Origin of the sequence: Priestia koreensis, assembly GCF_001274935.1 — a bacterium.
Classification (GTDB): domain Bacteria; phylum Bacillota; class Bacilli; order Bacillales; family Bacillaceae_H; genus Bacillus_AG; species Bacillus_AG koreensis.
Genome location: NZ_LILC01000019.1, coordinates 137272 through 154659, shown reverse-complemented (window position 1 = coordinate 154659; position 17388 = coordinate 137272). Strand labels below are relative to the sequence as shown.

19 protein-coding genes are annotated in these 17388 nt (G+C 40.9%); 2 read left to right on the top strand and 17 right to left on the bottom strand.

Annotation, left to right across the window (positions count from 1 at the left end; genetic code table 11):
• The first annotated feature begins 33 nt into the window (after window positions 1-33).
• Window positions 34-285, top strand: coding sequence for a DUF2627 domain-containing protein (locus tag AMD01_RS14725; protein WP_053402185.1), 252 nt, complete (start codon window positions 34-36; stop codon window positions 283-285).
• A gap of 47 nt (window positions 286-332) precedes the next feature.
• Here the strand turns inward: AMD01_RS14725 and AMD01_RS14720 are convergent, their stop codons facing one another.
• Window positions 333-1049 carry a glycerophosphodiester phosphodiesterase gene (locus AMD01_RS14720; RefSeq protein WP_053402184.1) on the bottom strand — a complete coding sequence of 239 codons (717 nt, stop codon included), beginning with the start codon at window positions 1047-1049 and terminating at the stop codon, window positions 333-335.
• A 112-nt stretch (window positions 1050-1161) separates the two neighbouring features.
• Between AMD01_RS14720 and AMD01_RS23570 the strand changes: the two genes are divergently transcribed.
• On the top strand, window positions 1162-1299 hold the full coding sequence (locus AMD01_RS23570) for a YycC family protein (protein WP_083446562.1): 138 nt from the start codon (window positions 1162-1164) through the stop codon (window positions 1297-1299).
• 171 nt (window positions 1300-1470) lie between these two features.
• Here the strand turns inward: AMD01_RS23570 and spo0A are convergent, their stop codons facing one another.
• The 16 genes from spo0A to spoIIIAF form a co-directional block, all read right to left on the bottom strand.
• Window positions 1471-2259 carry a sporulation transcription factor Spo0A gene (gene spo0A / locus AMD01_RS14715; protein WP_053402183.1) on the bottom strand — a complete coding sequence of 263 codons (789 nt, stop codon included), beginning with the start codon at window positions 2257-2259 and terminating at the stop codon, window positions 1471-1473.
• A 197-nt stretch (window positions 2260-2456) separates the two neighbouring features.
• Window positions 2457-3776: a SpoIVB peptidase gene (spoIVB, locus tag AMD01_RS14710; protein WP_053402182.1), complete on the bottom strand. Its 1320-nt coding sequence runs from the start codon at window positions 3774-3776 to the stop codon at window positions 2457-2459.
• Between the two features lie 201 nt (window positions 3777-3977).
• Window positions 3978-5696 carry a DNA repair protein RecN gene (gene recN / locus AMD01_RS14705; RefSeq protein ID WP_053402181.1) on the bottom strand — a complete coding sequence of 573 codons (1719 nt, stop codon included), beginning with the start codon at window positions 5694-5696 and terminating at the stop codon, window positions 3978-3980.
• A gap of 135 nt (window positions 5697-5831) precedes the next feature.
• Window positions 5832-6281: a transcriptional regulator AhrC/ArgR gene (gene ahrC, locus AMD01_RS14700; RefSeq protein ID WP_053402180.1), complete on the bottom strand. Its 450-nt coding sequence runs from the start codon at window positions 6279-6281 to the stop codon at window positions 5832-5834.
• A 255-nt stretch (window positions 6282-6536) separates the two neighbouring features.
• On the bottom strand, window positions 6537-7391 hold the full coding sequence (locus AMD01_RS14695; protein WP_053402179.1) for a TlyA family RNA methyltransferase: 855 nt from the start codon (window positions 7389-7391) through the stop codon (window positions 6537-6539).
• Window positions 7388-9292, bottom strand: coding sequence for a 1-deoxy-D-xylulose-5-phosphate synthase (gene dxs / locus AMD01_RS14690; protein ID WP_053402178.1), 1905 nt, complete (start codon window positions 9290-9292; stop codon window positions 7388-7390). Before dxs ends, AMD01_RS14695 begins: the two co-directional genes overlap by 4 nt.
• Window positions 9293-9729: 437 nt before the next feature.
• Entirely contained in the window at window positions 9730-10626 is an 897-nt protein-coding gene (locus AMD01_RS14685; protein ID WP_053402332.1) for a polyprenyl synthetase family protein, read from the bottom strand.
• The gene (locus AMD01_RS14680) at window positions 10626-10859 is read right to left on the bottom strand and encodes an exodeoxyribonuclease VII small subunit (protein WP_053402177.1); all 234 of its coding nucleotides are present in this window, start codon (window positions 10857-10859) and stop codon (window positions 10626-10628) included. The genes AMD01_RS14685 and AMD01_RS14680 overlap by 1 nt, the downstream gene beginning before the upstream one ends.
• Before the next feature lies 1 nt (window position 10860).
• On the bottom strand, window positions 10861-12204 hold the full coding sequence (xseA, locus tag AMD01_RS14675) for an exodeoxyribonuclease VII large subunit (RefSeq protein WP_053402176.1): 1344 nt from the start codon (window positions 12202-12204) through the stop codon (window positions 10861-10863).
• Window positions 12205-12313: 109 nt separating this feature from the next.
• On the bottom strand, window positions 12314-12703 hold the full coding sequence (gene nusB, locus AMD01_RS14670; protein WP_053402175.1) for a transcription antitermination factor NusB: 390 nt from the start codon (window positions 12701-12703) through the stop codon (window positions 12314-12316).
• A gap of 273 nt (window positions 12704-12976) precedes the next feature.
• Window positions 12977-13378: an Asp23/Gls24 family envelope stress response protein gene (locus tag AMD01_RS14665; RefSeq protein WP_053402174.1), complete on the bottom strand. Its 402-nt coding sequence runs from the start codon at window positions 13376-13378 to the stop codon at window positions 12977-12979.
• Window positions 13379-13406: 28 nt separating this feature from the next.
• Window positions 13407-14759 (bottom strand): acetyl-CoA carboxylase biotin carboxylase subunit, encoded by a 1353-nt coding sequence (gene accC / locus AMD01_RS14660; protein ID WP_053402173.1) that lies wholly within the window; start codon window positions 14757-14759, stop codon window positions 13407-13409.
• Window positions 14760-14771: 12 nt separating this feature from the next.
• Entirely contained in the window at window positions 14772-15272 is a 501-nt protein-coding gene (accB, locus tag AMD01_RS14655) for an acetyl-CoA carboxylase biotin carboxyl carrier protein (protein ID WP_053402172.1), read from the bottom strand.
• A 262-nt stretch (window positions 15273-15534) separates the two neighbouring features.
• On the bottom strand, window positions 15535-16098 hold the full coding sequence (locus AMD01_RS14650) for a SpoIIIAH-like family protein (protein WP_053402171.1): 564 nt from the start codon (window positions 16096-16098) through the stop codon (window positions 15535-15537).
• Between the two features lie 3 nt (window positions 16099-16101).
• Window positions 16102-16758 carry a stage III sporulation protein AG gene (spoIIIAG, locus tag AMD01_RS14645; protein WP_053402170.1) on the bottom strand — a complete coding sequence of 219 codons (657 nt, stop codon included), beginning with the start codon at window positions 16756-16758 and terminating at the stop codon, window positions 16102-16104.
• Window positions 16739-17383 carry a stage III sporulation protein AF gene (gene spoIIIAF, locus AMD01_RS14640; protein ID WP_053402169.1) on the bottom strand — a complete coding sequence of 215 codons (645 nt, stop codon included), beginning with the start codon at window positions 17381-17383 and terminating at the stop codon, window positions 16739-16741. The genes spoIIIAG and spoIIIAF overlap by 20 nt, the downstream gene beginning before the upstream one ends.
• Window positions 17384-17388 lie beyond the last annotated feature (5 nt).

Below are 17388 nucleotides of genomic sequence, written 5' to 3'. Positions count from 1 at the left end.
CAGATAAGTAATCTTTTATGAGAGGATTTTTCCATGATACGTATCATTGCGTTACTTATTTTACTTATTCCTGGTTTTCTGGCGGGATACGGCATTAAATTAATGAGGGATATGTTCTTTGGCATCCTTCAGCCACCCTTTCATTCTTTATTCCTTCAGTTCTCAATGGGACTTGTTCTTTTTTTAGGTGGATTAGGATTCGTCGCTGGCTTTATCCTTCACCGTGACAGAAAAAGAAATAAAGTACAGCAGCGATTTCAAAAAAATAATCTCGATTCCAAATGAATAGACACGGAATCGAGATTATGATTTTTTTCAGATTGTGAAGCATCTTAAGAAAACAACGCCCTCATTTTTTCTGGGTAATCGGTGATGATCGCGTCACAGCCCATTTGAAACAGCTCCGTCGCTTTGTCCGCATTATTTACCGTATACGGGCGAACGGCGAGACGATCGTGCTGTGCCGCTGACACAATCACGTCATTTAGCGTGCGGAAATTAGGATGAAGCGCATCCGCTCCTACACTTTGCGCATACGTCCACGGCTCAAACAGCTGATATGAATACAAAATAGCCGTTGGAATCGTCGAGTCAAAGCTCTTCGCCCGCACAAGGCTATTATGATTGAACGAAGATAATATGACGCGATCTTTTAGCCCATAATGGTAAAGCATATTCAGAACGACAAGCTCCAAATTTCGATATTCAAACACATTGTTTTTCAATTCAATATTGACGAGAAGCGGTGTGGTTGCGATCCATTCAAGCACTTCGGCAAGAGACGGGATCGGACACGCTCCGTATTTCTTTTTAAATTTATAACTCGCATCTAATTTTCGGATTTGTGCGTACGTCATGTCTTTTATGTAGCCTTTCTGTCCCGTCGTGCGATCTACCTTTTCATCATGTATCACCATCAGTTCACCGTCCTTTGACATGTGAACATCTAACTCAATGCCAATTGCGCCTACACGCGCCGCTTCTTGAAACGAAATCATTGTATTTTCAGGATGTGTTCCTGCAGAACCTCGATGTCCATAAATCTCCATCTGTATCAACTCCTTTTATACACTATACCCAATTCTAAAATTCAATTCAAAAATGAGCGTAATTTTGCTATACTTACACATACATTTTACATAAAAAAGGAGCTGGTTATGAATGCGTCCGCTACAAATTTCACCTGAAACAGCTGTAAAGCTTGCCGAAAAGCTTAATATTCCGCTTGAACAGCTTATGCATATGCCACAGCACATTTTAATTCAAAAGCTTGCTGAATTAGATAAAGAAGAAAAGTAACAAAAAAAAGACACCTTCTTTTACTGGTAAATGATCTACCAATAAAAGAGGATGTCTTTTTTATCGAACATAAAAAAAGTTTGTCGGTCTAAAAAACATGTTTGTTGATAAACGTACATTGGGTAAATGTCAGTAAGCTAAACCCCTGTCGTATGAAGAGGTCTAACGGTCTCAGCTAACTTTGTGTTCAAGGCGTAGCTTATCTGCTACCATCGCAATGAATTCGCTGTTCGTTGGCTTCGCTTTGGTCATGCTGACGGTGTATCCGAATAGCGAAGAAATTGAATCAATGTTTCCTCTGCTCCAAGCTACTTCAATGGCATGACGAATAGCGCGCTCAACGCGGCTTGCTGTCGTGTTATATTTTTTTGCGATATCCGGATAAAGCACTTTCGTAATCGATCCTAATAATTCAATATCCTTGTAAACCATTGAAATGGCTTCACGTAAGTATAAATAACCTTTAATGTGCGCTGGCACTCCAATTTCATGAATAATACTCGTAATATTAGCATCTAAGTTATTTGAACGGTGATCTCGATTGTTTTTCAAGGATGAAGTGGGACGTTTTAACACGGCTGAGGACTTTCCACTAACTTGGCGAATGTGATTTACTAAGTTTTCCATATCAAATGGCTTTAGAATAAAATAAGATGCGCCTAAATCGACGGCTTTTTTCGTAACATCTTCTTGACCGAATGCCGTTAACATAATGACATTTGGATATGTTCCTTTGTTCATATCGCGCAACTGACTTAAAACAGCCAATCCATCTAGATGTGGCATAATGATATCTAGAATAAGTACGTCTGGGTCGTTTTCTTTCAGCATATGCAAACATTCCTGTCCGTTATATGCTACGCCAATGACTTCCATATCATCTTGCTCTGAAATATAGTCTTCCAATAGCCCAATTAATTCTCTGTTGTCATCGACCAAACATACTTTAATTTTTTTCACAACAGATTCCTCCTCAATCCCTTATAATCCTTAAACCCCATAAACGGTACAAAGCATTCCTATATTTATTCTAAATCATCAATTCGACAATGCAACAAGTTTTCCTTTATTTTTTGAAAAAAAAGCAAAAATAGTGGAGCTTTGCACCTATTATTGTTTAGATATGGAGTTTTTAGCGTAAAAAAGACGAACTATGATTAGCTCGCCTTTTTCTGAACGCCCTTATAAATATTAATTCCTGCCTCATTTAGCATCCACTCAATATGAACACCGTATCCAGAAGTCGGATCGTTTACGAATACATGTGTGACAGCACCAATAACCTTCCCGTTTTGAATAATTGGACTTCCACTCATTCCTTGGACGATACCGCCTGTTTTCTTTAAGAGGACAGGGTCTGTAATTTTAATGACCATTCCTTTTGTTGCGGGAAACTTTTGCGGAATGGTGCTAATGACTTCTACGTCAAACTCTTCCACTTTGTCATTGTCAATGACAGTTAAAATTTTAGCAGGTCCCTCTTTCACTTCGTTTGATAGAGCAATTGGGAGAGGTTTATCTGCGATGCCATTTTCAATCGAATCATGAAGTTTGCCAAAGATTCCAAAAGGACTATTTCGATTAATATTCCCCATGATATGGCGATCCTCAGAAAAGCGCGCTAATTTCTCACCCGGAACACCGTGTGCCCCTTTTTCGATAGACGTCACCGTTGATCGTACAATTTGTCCATCTTCAACCACGATCGGCTTTTTTGTATCCATGTCAGAAATAACATGACCAAGCGCTCCGTATTTTTTGGACTTCGGATCATAAAACGTCATCGTTCCAATTCCAGCCGCTGAATCACGAATATAAAGACCAATTCGATAAGCATAGTTGTTTTTATCTTTCACAGGAATAAGCTTTGTTTGAAAATGCTCTTTATCACGTAGCACTTCTAAATCAAGAGGTTTTCCTGTTTTACCAGCGGATTGAATAAACGGTGTAATATCACTCATTTTTTCAATCGTCGTACCGTTAATTTTCGTAATCATGTCTCCTACTTGAATACCTGCCTTTTCACCAGGAGATTTCTTTCCGTCTTTTGCCTCAATCTGGTGATATCCTACTACAAGCACACCACGTGCATTCAGCTTAACACCAATTGATTGACCGCCGGGAATAACCTTAAAATCTGAGAGCACCTTCACATCTACCTTCTTTACAGGAATCCCTGCTACGGCTAATGTTAGCGGTTCTTCACCAATTTCTTTCCCTTTGATAACGACTTCATGATGATCGGCCGTTTCACTTTTAAACACGTTTTGAGCAGTTGAAGTAGCTGGTAATGCTGTATGAATAGAAGCTTCTTGATGTTCAAAGACCGTTACTTGCGTTGGAATGTTGATATAATTACGTAGTTCCGGAAAAAATCCTAATCCTATCATCGCAACAAGGAGAATAGTTCCTATGAACTTTCTGTATTTAATTTTCACGCTGTCATTCACTCTCCTCGCTTCCGATGCCCACACCATTTTTTTAGTTGGCTACAGTTTTAATGTAGCCTTCTTGCGCCCCATTTATAACTGAACGGTCAATAAAAAACATCTTAATTTTCAAAAGAAACGTGTATAATGCTCTTTCTTAAACGTTCCGAATCATTCCTATGTCTAAAAGTAGTTTGCCACAGGTGAAAACGAAAAAAACATGGATCTCCAGTTCGAGATCCATGTTTTTTAATGTTTAAAACGATCTGCTAAATCAAGCAGCTCTTTTGCGTGCTCTTTTGTTAAATCCGTAATTTCAGCACCGGCAATCATTCGTCCGATTTCTTTTACTTTTTCAGACTGACTTAGCGGTTCTACAGCCGTAGATGTGCGGTTGTCTTTCACCTTTTTTGAAATAAATAAGTGGGTGTTTGCCATCGCCGCAACCTGTGGCAAATGGGAAATACACAGCACCTGTGAACCTGTCGAGATGCGGTAAATTTTCTCCCCAATCGCCTGGGCTACGCGCCCACTTACACCTGTATCCACTTCATCAAAGATAATCGACGTGACGCCCTGATGCTTTGAGAAAATGCTTTTTAACGCGATCATAATCCGGGACAGTTCTCCACCAGAAGCGATTTTCGCCAGCGGTTTCAGCGGCTCCCCTGGATTCGTTGATAAATAAAATTCGACGTGATCAATTCCACTTCTGGTGAATTTTACGTGCTCCCCGTCTAGTTCAATATCTTGAAGAGACGGCGTCACTTTCGTAAATTTCACTTCAAAGATGGTTTTGGCCATGTAGAGTTCCTTTAGCTCCTGATGAATACTCGATGTTAGCTTTTCACCTAGCTTGTGACGAAGAGCTGAGACATTTTTAGCTTCAACCAATAGATCCTTTGCGACCGCTTTAAGTTCTCCTTGAATGTTTGAGAGATGGGTGTCTCGATTTTCAATTTGATCCATTTCGTCTTCGATCGTAGCGGCGTATTCCAAAATTTCCGCTACGCTTTGACCATATTTACGCTTCAATTGATTAATCTCGCTAATGCGTGATTCAATATAATCTAAGCGTTTCGGATCGTACTCAAGCATGTCAAGCTGCTGACGAATTTTAAAAGACGCATCCTCAAGCTGATAAAAAGAACTCGATACGGCTTCAGAAATTTCCACATAGGCATCATCAAGCTCTTGGATATCCTCTGCATTTCCCATGGCAAGACCGACCCAGTCTAGTCCTCTTTGTTCTCCATGCAAAGCATTATAAGCATCATTCAGCGCATTATAAATCTTTTCGAAGTTTGAAATTTTCATTCGTTCTTCCATCAGATCATTGTCTTCGTTTGGCTGCAAGTTTGCTGATTTAATTTCCTCTAGCTGAAATTGAATTAAATCCAAGCGGTGGGCTCGTTTCTGCTCGTTTTCTGAGAGCTTGTTTAATTGCTTCTTCAAATCCATGTAGCGCTCGTATACCTGCTGATACTCTTCAAGCGCTTTGGTAATTTTCTCTCCTCCATATTGATCAAGCATAGCCAAATGACGATCTTGATTCATTAAATCCTGATGCTCGTGCTGACCATGTATATCAATAAGAGTTTGTCCAATTTCCCGTAAAATGCCTAACGTTACAAGCTTTCCGTTAATGCGGCAAATGCTTTTTCCGTTTGTCGTAATATCTCTACGAAGTACAAGCATATCATCCTGAACATCAATTCCAACCTCTGATGCCTTTTCATAGCACGGGTGATCTTCCCCAATTAGAAATAGTCCTTCAATTTCCGCTCGATTTGTTCCATGACGCACAAATTCTGAGGAACCTCTTCCGCCAACAAGAAGCTGAATGGCATCAATAATAATCGATTTCCCAGCACCTGTTTCTCCGGTCAAGACCGTCAGACCTTTTTCAAAGGAAGTCGTCAATGCATCGATAATCGCGAAATTTTTAATGGATAGCTCTGCTAACAAATTTACTCACACCTTTATCTCGATTGGCTAGAAGAACAAAGAAAGAGGGTTTTCTCCCTCTTCATCTCCTAAGCCTTATTCACGGACAACTGATATGACGTTCACTGTCCTGTCATTTAATCCAAAAATGACGTATTAAAGCATTTCTACTAAGCGATCTGCAATCACTTTTGTATCTTCCGGAGTACGACAAATGATTAAACACGTATCATCTCCACAAATCGTTCCTAAAATTTCTTCCCAATCTAAATGATCTAGCAGTACCCCTACTGCATTCCCATTACCCGGTAACGTTTTCATCACAAGCATATGACCAGCAGAATCGATTTTAACGAATGCATCCATGAGCGCACGCTTTAACTTTTGCAACGGATTAAAGCGTTGATCTGCAGGCAGACTGTATTTATATCGACCATCCATGAGCGGTACCTTCACTAAGTGTAGCTCTTTAATGTCACGTGAAACCGTTGCTTGTGTAACATTAAAACCTTGATTCTTTAAAATATCTACTAATTCATCTTGTGTTTCAATATCGTTCGTCGTAATAATTTCACGAATTTTAATATGACGTTGACCTTTATTCATTACGCACCTCGTCGTTAATCAGTAATTTACTTACATCGTAGTCGATTTTTATCGTTTTATGCAATCTTTTTTCACTTTATTTTTTAAAGTCATGAGGATTTTCAATCATTTTCTTCACGGGCGTGTCTATTTCTCCCAACCTCTTCCTCATCTGACAAATAAAAAGCTGACCCATGAGAGAACTCTCCTCTACGAGTCAGCTTTAATTATTGCCCTGTTCGTTTGTAAGGAGCTGTGAGAATACGCCAGCAGGCTTTATTGCTCTTTATCCTTTTTCTCTTTCAGCGTCGAGTGTGCTTCTGATACAAGCGTCTCTACGTCCATTTGAAGTTGGTTTTCTCCGTCTTCTTGTCCGTCTTCTTGTCCTTCTCCAGGCCATTTTAAATGAAGAAGAAATTCAATGTTGCCCTCTCCACCTGTAATAGGAGAATAAGATAAATCTGCAATCGTATAGCCTTGCTTTTGCGAAAACTCAATCATATGTTCCAGCACTTGCTGATGTACTTTCGGGTCTCGTACAATTCCTTTTTTACCCACTTGCTCTCTTCCTGCTTCAAACTGTGGCTTCACAAGCGCTACAACGTCACTGTTTGGTACAAGCAGTGTTTTTAAAACCGGCAAGATGAGCGTAAGCGAAATAAACGAAACATCAATAGATGCAAATTCTGGCATCCCTTCTTGCAAGTCAGCAGGCGTTACATAACGGAAATTCGTGCGTTCCATTACGACCACACGCTCATCCTGACGAATTTTCCATGCAAGCTGATTGTACCCTACATCAATTGCGTACGACATTTTTACGCCGTTTTGGAGCGCACAGTCCGTAAATCCGCCTGTGGAAGATCCAATGTCAATCATAATCTTGTCTTGGATTTCGAGCGCAAATTCCTTCAATGCTTTTTCAAGCTTTAAACCGCCTCGACTAACATAAGGGATGACGGCTCCCTTTACGATAAGAGGTAAGTCCCGGGAAATCTTCTCCCCGGGCTTATCTAGTCTTGTTTCATTCGAGTAGACGAGCCCTGCCATAACAGAGCGTTTTGCTTTTTCTCTTGTTTCTACTAAACCACGTTCTACGAGTAAGACATCTACTCTTTCTTTTTTTGTCAAAGCACCTCAAGCCCTTTTTTGTTAAATTGTAATAGTTTTTGAATGTTTTTCACGACTTCTTCCGTTGTTAAACCAATCTCCTCAAGCAATTTTGTTACGCTACCGTGCTCAACGAATTGATCTGGAATTCCCATGCGGTTAATTTTTGTTTGATAGTAGCCGTGATCAATTGCAAATTCTGCTACTGCACTACCAAATCCACCTTGCAGCATGGATTCCTCTAGCGTTAAAATTGGATGTTTTTCACCGAAAATGGAGTGAAGCATGTCTTCGTCCATTGGCTTAATAAAGCGGGCATTCACAACACGAACCGAAACATTTGCTTTTTCTAGCTGTGCTGCTGCTTCCATTGCCATTGGAATTGTTGTACCAAACGTTAAAATGGTCGCATCAGTTCCTTCTTTTAACACTTCCCATGAACCGATCGGAATTTCTTTCAGTTCATCATCCATCGAAACGCCCACACCGTTACCACGTGCATAGCGCATAGCGATCGGACCATCATTATATTTTAGCGCCGTATTAACAAGGTGCTGTCCTTCATTTTCATCCTTTGCCATCATTAGTACCATGTTTGGCATGTGACGCAGGAATGAAATATCAAATACGCCCTGGTGCGTCTCGCCGTCTGCCCCAACTAGCCCGGAACGGTCAATTCCAATGAACACATTCAGGTTTTGGCGACAAATATCGTGAAGCACTTGGTCATACGCACGCTGTAAGAATGTAGAATAAATTGCTAAGAACGGCTTCATCCCTTGCGTAGCAAGACCTGCTGCCATTGTTGTGGCGTGCTGCTCTGCAATCCCCACGTCGTACATGCGGTCTGGCAACTCCTTAGCAAATTGCTCAAGCTTTGAACCGACCGGCATTGCTGGTGTGATTGCAACAATTCGTTTGTCTTCATGAGCAAGTCTCAATACCGTATCACTCACGAGCTTGCTCCAGCCGATTGGCGGCGCTTTGTCTGGTTTGATGAACGCACCCGACTCAATTTTATAGGGACCTGTTCCGTGCCATGTGCCGACCGTGTCTTCTTCAGCTGGCAAGTAGCCTTTCCCTTTTTTTGTAATGACGTGAACAAGCACTGGACCTTTTGTTTTCTTTGCATAGCGAAGCGTTTCAAAAAGGTCATCAAAATCATGCCCGTCTACTGGTCCAAGGTACGTAAATCCTAAGTCCTCAAAGAACATTCCCGACACGACCATGTATTTTAGGCCATCTTTTACTCGTTCAACAGTCGATGCTAATTTTCCGCCTACTGCTGGAATTTTACGAAGGAGTACTTCCATTTCGTCCTTCACCCAGTTGTATTTACCAGCGGTGCGAAGCTTACCAAGCACGTTGTTAAGCGCCCCGACATTCGGAGCAATCGACATTTCATTGTCGTTCAGGATAACCGTCATATCAGTTTGTTCATGCCCAATGTGATTTAAAGCCTCAAGCGCCATTCCGCCTGTTAATGCTCCGTCTCCGATGATGGGAATGACGTGCGCTCCTGTTTTGTTTAGATCACGTGCCGCTGCCATTCCCATTGCGCCTGATAGAGAGGTTGAACTATGGCCTGTTTCCCATACGTCATGTTCACTTTCGTTTCGTTTCGGAAAACCGCACAGACCTTTGTATTGACGCAGTGTTTCAAACTCACATGCGCGTCCTGTCAAAATTTTGTGAACGTACGATTGATGCCCTACGTCCCATAGAAACTTATCTTTTGGGCTGTCATAAATCTTGTGAAGCGCGAGTGTTAGCTCCACTACCCCAAGATTCGGCCCGATGTGACCGCCAGTTGCAGACAGTTGCGTAATTAAAAACTTTCGTATTTCTTCGCTCAATTCAGTGAGCTGTTCTTTTGACATCTTTTTTAGAAATTGAGGATTCTTTATAGCTGTTAGATCCAATTTGGATCACTCACTTTCATACTTGTTATAAAATTACCTTAATACATTGTGAAATATTTTATACATGTTAGTCAAATTTTAGTAGTTTTTGTCTATCATTTTTTAGATAATTGTTTCTGCTTCACAGCTTGATTCATTACTCATTACCTGCGAGTAAGGTTCGCAAGTTAAAAGGTAATTGAACATACACACTATGTATGAACATGCCATTCCTTAATTCAAGTGGACTTATATACTATACCTTTGATTGCGAAAACTAAACGCTGATTCGATCAAGACGTATTTTATCCATCTTGTTTTTAATGAAAAAAGAGCCGCTAACACAGATGTGATAACGGCATTGAATATAAAAAACCTATGCACTAGATTTTTACATAACAGTAGCGTAATTATAACATATTTCTTTTGATCACTCAAACCTATTTTCTTAGGAACTGCTAATTTTGTCGTTTTCCGACGTATAAACAAAGTTCTTTTAACCGATCTGAATAAATTCCAGATGCTTCTAACGCTTGAAGCGCGTGATCGATATGGTCATCTAGCTTCTGTTTTGCCGCTTCCATACCTAAAAGAGATGGATAAGTTGTTTTATTATTATCCGTATCACTACCAATGGGCTTACCAAGCGTTGCTTCATCGCCCTCAATATCTAATATGTCATCCCGAATTTGGAAAGCAAGTCCTAAATTCGAACTGAATTCCTGTAGCTTTTCAATTTGAAAAGCGGTCGCACCTGCTAAAATAGCGCCTGCTGTGACACAAAAAGATAGTAGTTTCCCTGTTTTATGATGATGAATGTACTCAAGTTCTGAAAGTGTAAGAGGCTGTCCCTCGCCTTCCATATCAGCGACCTGTCCTCCTACCATTCCTTCTGCTCCTGCACACGTTGCCAGTGTCGAAACAAGCCTTACCTTCATCGCATCCGTCACGTCTGGATGAGTGGATGAGACGAGGACGTCGAAGCTGTTCGTTAGCAGGGCATCACCTGCTAAGATCGCCATTGCTTCACCAAATACTTTATGATTGGTTGGCTTTCCTCTGCGTAAATCATCGTTGTCCATACTTGGTAAATCATCGTGAATTAATGAATATGTATGAATCATCTCAACCGCACAGGCTGCTTCTATCCCCATCATCTTATCTTTTTCAAATGCTTCTAGCGTTGAAAAAATAAGCAATGGGCGAAGTCGCTTTCCACCTGCCGTTAACGAATACATCATGGAATCTTTAAGTGTTGCTGGAGATGCAAGCGGCTGAACAACAGTTGGTAGAAGTGCCTCGATTTGTACGCGTAGCTCTTTTAAGTAGGTATCAAAGTCTAGCTCTCTCACAATCATTCTTCCTCCTGCACCACAAACGCCTCTAGCTGACCATCTTCACGAAGAATTTGCTCCATTTGTTTTTCAATTTTCTGCAGTCGCTCATGACAAAACTTTGAAAGTTCCATTCCCTGTTGAAAGTGCTCAATGGCTTGTTCAAGAGGTACATCGCCTTCTTCAAGCTTCGTTACAATCGTTTCTAGATCTTCCATCGCTTCTTCAAATGTACGTTCTTCTTTTTTGCTCATATTATCGCTCCTCCACTTTTGCCACTTCACATTCGATTTGTCCATCGGTTAGACGGATGTTGACTTTGTCACCAGTCGTGATGTTTTTTGTGCTTTTTACTAGTTCCTTCTCTTCATTATAAACTAAGCTATAGCCACGCTCCATCGTCTTTAACGGACTTAGCGCATCAAGCTTAGATGCAAGGGAACCGAAAAGAAGTTGCTTTTGCTTTAGCAGGTTTTGCATTTCTTTTGATAGGCTTTTCGTTAGCATCTCTGTCTGTTCATGAGCCTGCTTGATTTTTTCTTGAGGATGATTTCGCTTAAGACGTTGTGTCAATGCCTCTTTGGCATCGATTTTTGCTTGAAGCGTTCTCCCCATTTCTTTATGTAAACGATCCATCATGCGATCTAAATCTTGTTCCTTCTGCTCTAACAGCCGCTGTGGGTAACGGAATGCGTATGACTTTTGGGCATTTTTTAATCGTTCTTTCGACGCGGTCATACGCTCACGAACGGCTCGCATCATTCGAATATTTCGCTGTTTGAGGCGTTCCATGACTTCAGTCAAATGAGGAACGGCAAGCTCTGCTGCCCCCGTTGGAGTAGGAGCTCGCAAATCAGCCACAAAGTCAGCAATGGTAAAATCCGTTTCATGGCCGACTGCTGAAATAACGGGAATGTGAGACTCAAAAATCGCTCTCGCCACCGCTTCTTCGTTAAACGCCCAGAGCTCTTCAATGGACCCGCCCCCGCGTCCAACGATTAGCGTATCAATCGTGTCCATCTCATTTGCCTTTTGAATAGCCTCAATGATAGAAGGTCCTGCTTTTACACCTTGAACAAGAGCAGGTATTAAGATAACTCGTGCGACCGGATAGCGCCTTCTGAGCGTCGTCATAATATCACGAACCGCGGCACCTGTTGGAGAGGTAATGACACCTATACAAGTCGGATAGGCAGGAATGCTTTTTTTATGCCTTGGACTAAATAGTCCTTCTTTCTCAAGACGTTCTTTTAGCTGCTCATACGCTAAATACAAGCTTCCAATTCCATCGGGCTGCATTTCTTTTATGTACACTTGATAATTTCCGCTTGGCTCGTAGACGGCTACCTCACCGCGAACCATAACCTTCATTCCTTCTTGTGGTTGAAAAGCTAGAGAACGATTATTCGCTGCAAACATAACCGACTGCATACGGGCACTCTCATCTTTTAACGTAAAATACATATGACCACGGCTGTGACGCTTGAAGTTAGAAATTTCCCCTTTAATCCATATATCACGAAGATGAGGATCTACATCGAACTTCCGTTTAATATACCGTGTTAGAGCGGTTACCGTTACATATTGAACTTCACTCACCTACATCTTCTCCTTTACCAAAAACACCTGTATAAACCTTTGAAAGGTTGCTTCACAAGGAATCGCAGCTGTTTGCACCCCTATAAAAAGCAACCTTTTTTTCATTTTCTTATGATAAAGACGTTAGCACTCTAGATAGTACACCGTTGATGAAACGGCTCGATTGTTCGTCACTAAAGTTTTTTGCTAATTCCAACGCTTCGTTCATTGTCACGTTTACAGGAATATCTTCTTTATATTTGATTTCGAATACGGCTAAGCGTAGAATTGCACGGTCTACGGCTGCTACACGCTCTAACGTCCATTTTTCTAAATTGTTGCGCAGTAGCTCATCAATTTCTTGCTGATTTTCCATCGTTCCTAATACGAGTAGCTCTAAAAATTCGTCTACTTTGTCTGTCTTAATTACGTTTTGAATAGCCTCCGCTGGCTCCATTTTCCCTAAATCACATTGAAACAAAGCTTGAAGCGCTTTTTCACGTGCTGTACGTCTTTTCATTCCATTTTTCTCCTTTATTTTACCTTATCAAAAATTCCATAACATGATAATAGCATAGTTTCTATTCATGAGTACACCTTGTCCGGCTTTAATGTAATATACAGACTATTTCGGCTTTTTTATTTCACCCGTTGTTTCATCATAACAGTCTCGTTCTTATTTTACGTTTCGACCGCCTTCATTTCAACAGGAACTCTTTTCTTTTCTTTTCTTCCCAAAGAAAAAAGACTGTCACTAACAGACAGTCTTTTTCTGTGCGCAAGCTAACGGTGCTTACGATTCTACGACTTCTTCTTGCTTTGAGGTTTCAAATTGAACGCCAACAATATGAATGTTCACTTCGTCTAAATTAATAGCGGTCATCGTTTGTAACGCTTGACGAACATTATCTTGCACTTTTTGAGCAACCACTGGAATGGATACGCCAAATTTCATTGAACAATATACATCGACTTTGATGCTTGCTTCATTCAATTCAACCTTTACACCTTTACCGTGATTTTTCTTTCCAAGTCGTTCAACCACACCGCTTGCAAAGTTACCACGCATTGATGTTACACCTTCTACCTCTGAAGCAGCGATGCCGGCAATAACCTCAATAACTTCGGGAGCAATTTCAACTCTCCCTAAAGATTGTTGGTTTTCTTCCATTTCTAAAACATGATTTTCGTTCATAAGAACACCTCCTATAATCTATACTATACTACGAATTCATCACGTCATGTAACTCAAGAAATTTCGTATTGAATTCTCCTGATACAAACTTTTCGTGATTAAGTAATTTTAAGTGGAATGGAATGGTTGTTGAAATTCCTTCTACCGCAAACTCACTTAGTGCACGCTTCATTTTTGCAATCGCCTCTTCACGCGTATCAGCATGAACGATTAGCTTCGCAATCATGGAATCGTAGAATGGTGGAATTGAATAGCCTGGGTATACAGCAGAATCGATCCGAACTCCATATCCACCTGGGGCTAGGTACATGTTAATCTTACCTGCTGATGGCATGAAATTCTTTTCTGGGTTTTCTGCGTTAATACGGCACTCAATCGCCCAACCAGAGAACGTAACATCTTCTTGCTTGTAGCTAAGCTTTTCGCCATTGGCTACTTTGATTTGTTCTTTGATTAAGTCAATTCCCGTTACCATTTCCGTTACCGGATGCTCTACTTGAATACGAGTATTCATTTCCATGAAGTAGAATTTCTTTTCACGATAATCATAGATAAACTCGACTGTTCCTGCACCCGTATAGTTTACAGCTTCTGCTGCTTTTACAGCAGCTGTTCCCATTTTCTCGCGCATGTCTGCATCAAGAGCTGGTGATGGAGATTCCTCAATCAGCTTTTGAAGACGACGCTGGATCGAACAATCACGTTCACCTAGGTGAATCGTATTACCAAATGAATCGGCTAATACTTGAATTTCGACGTGACGGAAGTCTTCAATGTACTTTTCAATGTAGACGCCAGGATTACCGAAAGCGGTAGCAGCTTCTTGCTGAGTGATCGAAATACCTTTGATCAACTCTTCTTCGCTTTTCGCTACGCGGATTCCTTTTCCTCCGCCCCCTGCTGTTGCTTTAATAATAACAGGATAGCCCATATCGTTTGCTAAAGATACACCGTCTTCTGGCGTTTCAATAATTCCCTTCGATCCAGGAACGACAGGAACACCAGCGTCACGCATTGTTTCTCTCGCTACGTCTTTTGTACCCATTTTATTAATTGCTTCAGGGCTTGGCCCAACAAAGGTAATGTTACACTCGCGGCATAATTCAGCAAAGTCTGCGTTCTCTGCTAGGAATCCATAGCCCGGGTGAATCGCGTCACAGCCCGTAAGCGTTGCAACGCTCATAATGTTTGTAAAATTTAAGTAACTATCTTTAGAGGCAGTTGGTCCGATACAGTAAGCTTCATCAGCTAACTGTACGTGTAGTGACTCACGATCTGCTTCAGAATAAACGGCAACAGCTTCAATTCCCAATTCTTTACACGCACGGATAATACGGACAGCAATTTCTCCACGATTGGCAACTAATAGCTTTTTAATCATAGCCATTCTCCTTTAGTCAGCTTTCACTAAGAAAAGTGGTTGTCCGTATTCTACAAGCTGTCCATTTTCTGCAAGAATCTCCACTATTTCTCCATTTACCTCTGCTTCGATCTCGTTAAACAATTTCATTGCTTCAACGATACATACTACGCTCTCTTTTTTCACTTTGTCGCCTACGGACACATATGCCCCTGATTCTGGTGAAGAAGACGCATAGAACGTTCCTACCATTGGTGACGTAATTTTATGTAGGTTTGCATCACTTGCTGGCGCTTTTGGCGCTTCCTCAGCAGGTTGAGCTGCTGGTGCAGCTGGAGCCGGTGCAGCAACTGCTTGTGGCTGAGCTACTTCTGGTGCTGGTGCTGATGCAACCACTACAGGCGCTTGCTTAGAAAGGATTGCATCCTTTTTCTTCATTTTAATTTTTGATCCTTCATGCTCGTACGTAAATTCCTCGATGGATGATTGATCAACTAATTTAATAATTTCACGAATTTCTTGAATCTTGAGCATATTTGACACTCCTATCTCTTCACTATTTCTTAGGTATCTCTCTTATCATACGATATATCGAACAATAAATTCAACGAAACACCTGCGGTTGTGATTTTATAGTTATTATCTAGTACTAATATAAGATTTTAAAACCTATTTCCAACCTTATTTTAGCACATCCCCCTTTTAGAATGAAGAGGTGTTTTCTCCTAAAGCGTTTGTTGCATAAAAAAAGCCGCCTGCCCCTCCTCTAGTGAGAGAGGTGCAGACGACCTTCTTCTTATTTGCTGCTTGCCGGTTGAAACTCTACAGATACGAGTTTATTTCCTAGCTCTTTTCCGACAAGCTGCATAATTTTATTCGCTTGCTCAGGCGATTTTTTCTTCGAGCTTACCGTTACTTTTACTTGCCCACCTTCTGTGCGAACTAGCGCATCTTTATAGCCATTTGACTTGATCATATCTTCTAAAAATCCTTCTTTCTCTGAAAGCTTCGCAAGCTCTTCAAGCTGGTCTTTTGCTTTGCTTTTTTCTTCTGGCGTGTAGTCACTTGACGCTACAACATCATTGTATTGCTCAATTAATTTGCTGCGCTCGTCTTCAATATTTAAGCGAAGAGCCGTAAACATGTCATTTGTGTCGACTGTTGATACTTCAGCCGTTGCTTTTTCTTTTTTATCAGACGCTTTTGCGGATTTTTCCTTCGCATTCTTTTGCTCTTCCTTCTTGTCGACAAATGCTACGTTGTCCTTTGGATTTTCTGGCGACGTAATGTAATAAACCGATAATACAACCACTAAACTCAGCATTGTTAATAACCAAACCGTTTGTTTTTTTAACAACATTTTTTAATCCCCCTTAGGTTTTTTCGGTAAAACTGCTACTCTATAGCTTGGTACATCAAGTACTCTTGTTACCGCATCAATAATCCATTTTTTCACTTCTATATTTTCAGCACCTCGGGCGACGACTAGTACGCCACGAACTTTTGGTTTTTCTGTTTTGATCATAACGGCTGCTTCCCCGTCTCCTTTGCGAAGAATGACGAGTTTTTCATCAGTTGTCGTTTCGCCAATGACTCGTTTTCCACCTTGTTCATCAGACTCTTCTGTTTTTTGGACTTTATTTGTATGGTTGGTCTTGAACACCTTTTCTCCTGTTCCGTCTAGGTTGATAACCACTTCTACATCATCTACGCCAAGAACGCTATCAAGGGCATCCTTGAGCTGGGTCTCGTAATGATCTTCGTAATCACTCACCTTGCTTTTTCCTTTACTTTGACCAAATACAGGCGTCTCTTTCACCGTACTACTGACTTCAGCTGCTTTTTCAGATGAAGGCTGCAGTGCTTTTTGAATATTTCCTACTAGCATAATGGCAATTCCTACTCCCAGAAGTAAAAGAATATAGAGCGATTTTGAAGATTTTTTTCCTGATGACCCTTTCATAAAGCTACCGAATATCTTCGCTAAAAAAGAGCGATCATTATTGGGTTCCTTGCTCATTCTCCTTTTGTTCCCCTCCCGTAACCACGATTTGACTTTTTTGTATGCCCCAATGAGTTGCTAAAAACGAAATAATTTGTTTTGTATGCTTAGTCTGCTTTTGATCTGGCTGCGACTTGGAGGTATCGATAGAGACGATTTCCACATTAGCGATTTCCTTTGAATTCGTACCGGCTTTTAAAGTCACTTGCACGGATTCAATATGCTTACCAATGGTTTCAATCGTTGGCTCTTCGGTGGTTTGTTTCGGTTGAATTTGAATGTGGTCTATCGCTACACCATACTGCTTCATCAACTCCTCTTTTACCTCTGTCTTCATTTGGACAGCCATTTGTTCTAAAATATATGCACGTTGTGATGCTTGTATTTCTTTTTTCTTAAAATCCACTAAATTTTCTACACTTTTTTGTTCTGTTAAGGAAGACAGCCGCATTGAAGACCACAGTTTGTCCACATCTACGTTTAAAAGTTTGAAAACAGGTGTCACGATGATCAAAATGAGTAAAAGGCCAACGACCATTTTTGTGTATTTTTGAAAGTTTGAGTTTGGTAACAGGAGGTCAATGATGGTCGCAAGCAGGATAAACAAGATAATATTCGTAATCCATTCCGTTAAAGCCGACACAGAGA

What these genes read in the sequence shown, in the direction of transcription:
- AMD01_RS14650 (WP_053402171.1), bottom strand. Translation starts at nt 16,098, where the DNA reads ATGTTGTTAAAAAAACAAACGGTTTGGTTATTAACAATGCTGAGTTTA.
- AMD01_RS14680 (WP_053402177.1), bottom strand. Translation starts at nt 10,859, where the DNA reads ATGAGCAAAAAAGAAGAACGTACATTTGAAGAAGCGATGGAAGATCTA.
- AMD01_RS23570 (WP_083446562.1), top strand. Translation starts at nt 1,162, where the DNA reads ATGCGTCCGCTACAAATTTCACCTGAAACAGCTGTAAAGCTTGCCGAA.
- accC (WP_053402173.1), bottom strand. Translation starts at nt 14,759, where the DNA reads ATGATTAAAAAGCTATTAGTTGCCAATCGTGGAGAAATTGCTGTCCGT.
- spoIIIAG (WP_053402170.1), bottom strand. Translation starts at nt 16,758, where the DNA reads ATGAGCAAGGAACCCAATAATGATCGCTCTTTTTTAGCGAAGATATTC.
- accB (WP_053402172.1), bottom strand. Translation starts at nt 15,272, where the DNA reads ATGCTCAAGATTCAAGAAATTCGTGAAATTATTAAATTAGTTGATCAA.
- spoIVB (WP_053402182.1), bottom strand. Translation starts at nt 3,776, where the DNA reads ATGGTGTGGGCATCGGAAGCGAGGAGAGTGAATGACAGCGTGAAAATT.
- AMD01_RS14665 (WP_053402174.1), bottom strand. Translation starts at nt 13,378, where the DNA reads ATGAACGAAAATCATGTTTTAGAAATGGAAGAAAACCAACAATCTTTA.
- ahrC (WP_053402180.1), bottom strand. Translation starts at nt 6,281, where the DNA reads ATGAATAAAGGTCAACGTCATATTAAAATTCGTGAAATTATTACGACG.
- nusB (WP_053402175.1), bottom strand. Translation starts at nt 12,703, where the DNA reads ATGAAAAGACGTACAGCACGTGAAAAAGCGCTTCAAGCTTTGTTTCAA.
- AMD01_RS14725 (WP_053402185.1), top strand. Translation starts at nt 34, where the DNA reads ATGATACGTATCATTGCGTTACTTATTTTACTTATTCCTGGTTTTCTG.
- AMD01_RS14720 (WP_053402184.1), bottom strand. Translation starts at nt 1,049, where the DNA reads ATGGAGATTTATGGACATCGAGGTTCTGCAGGAACACATCCTGAAAAT.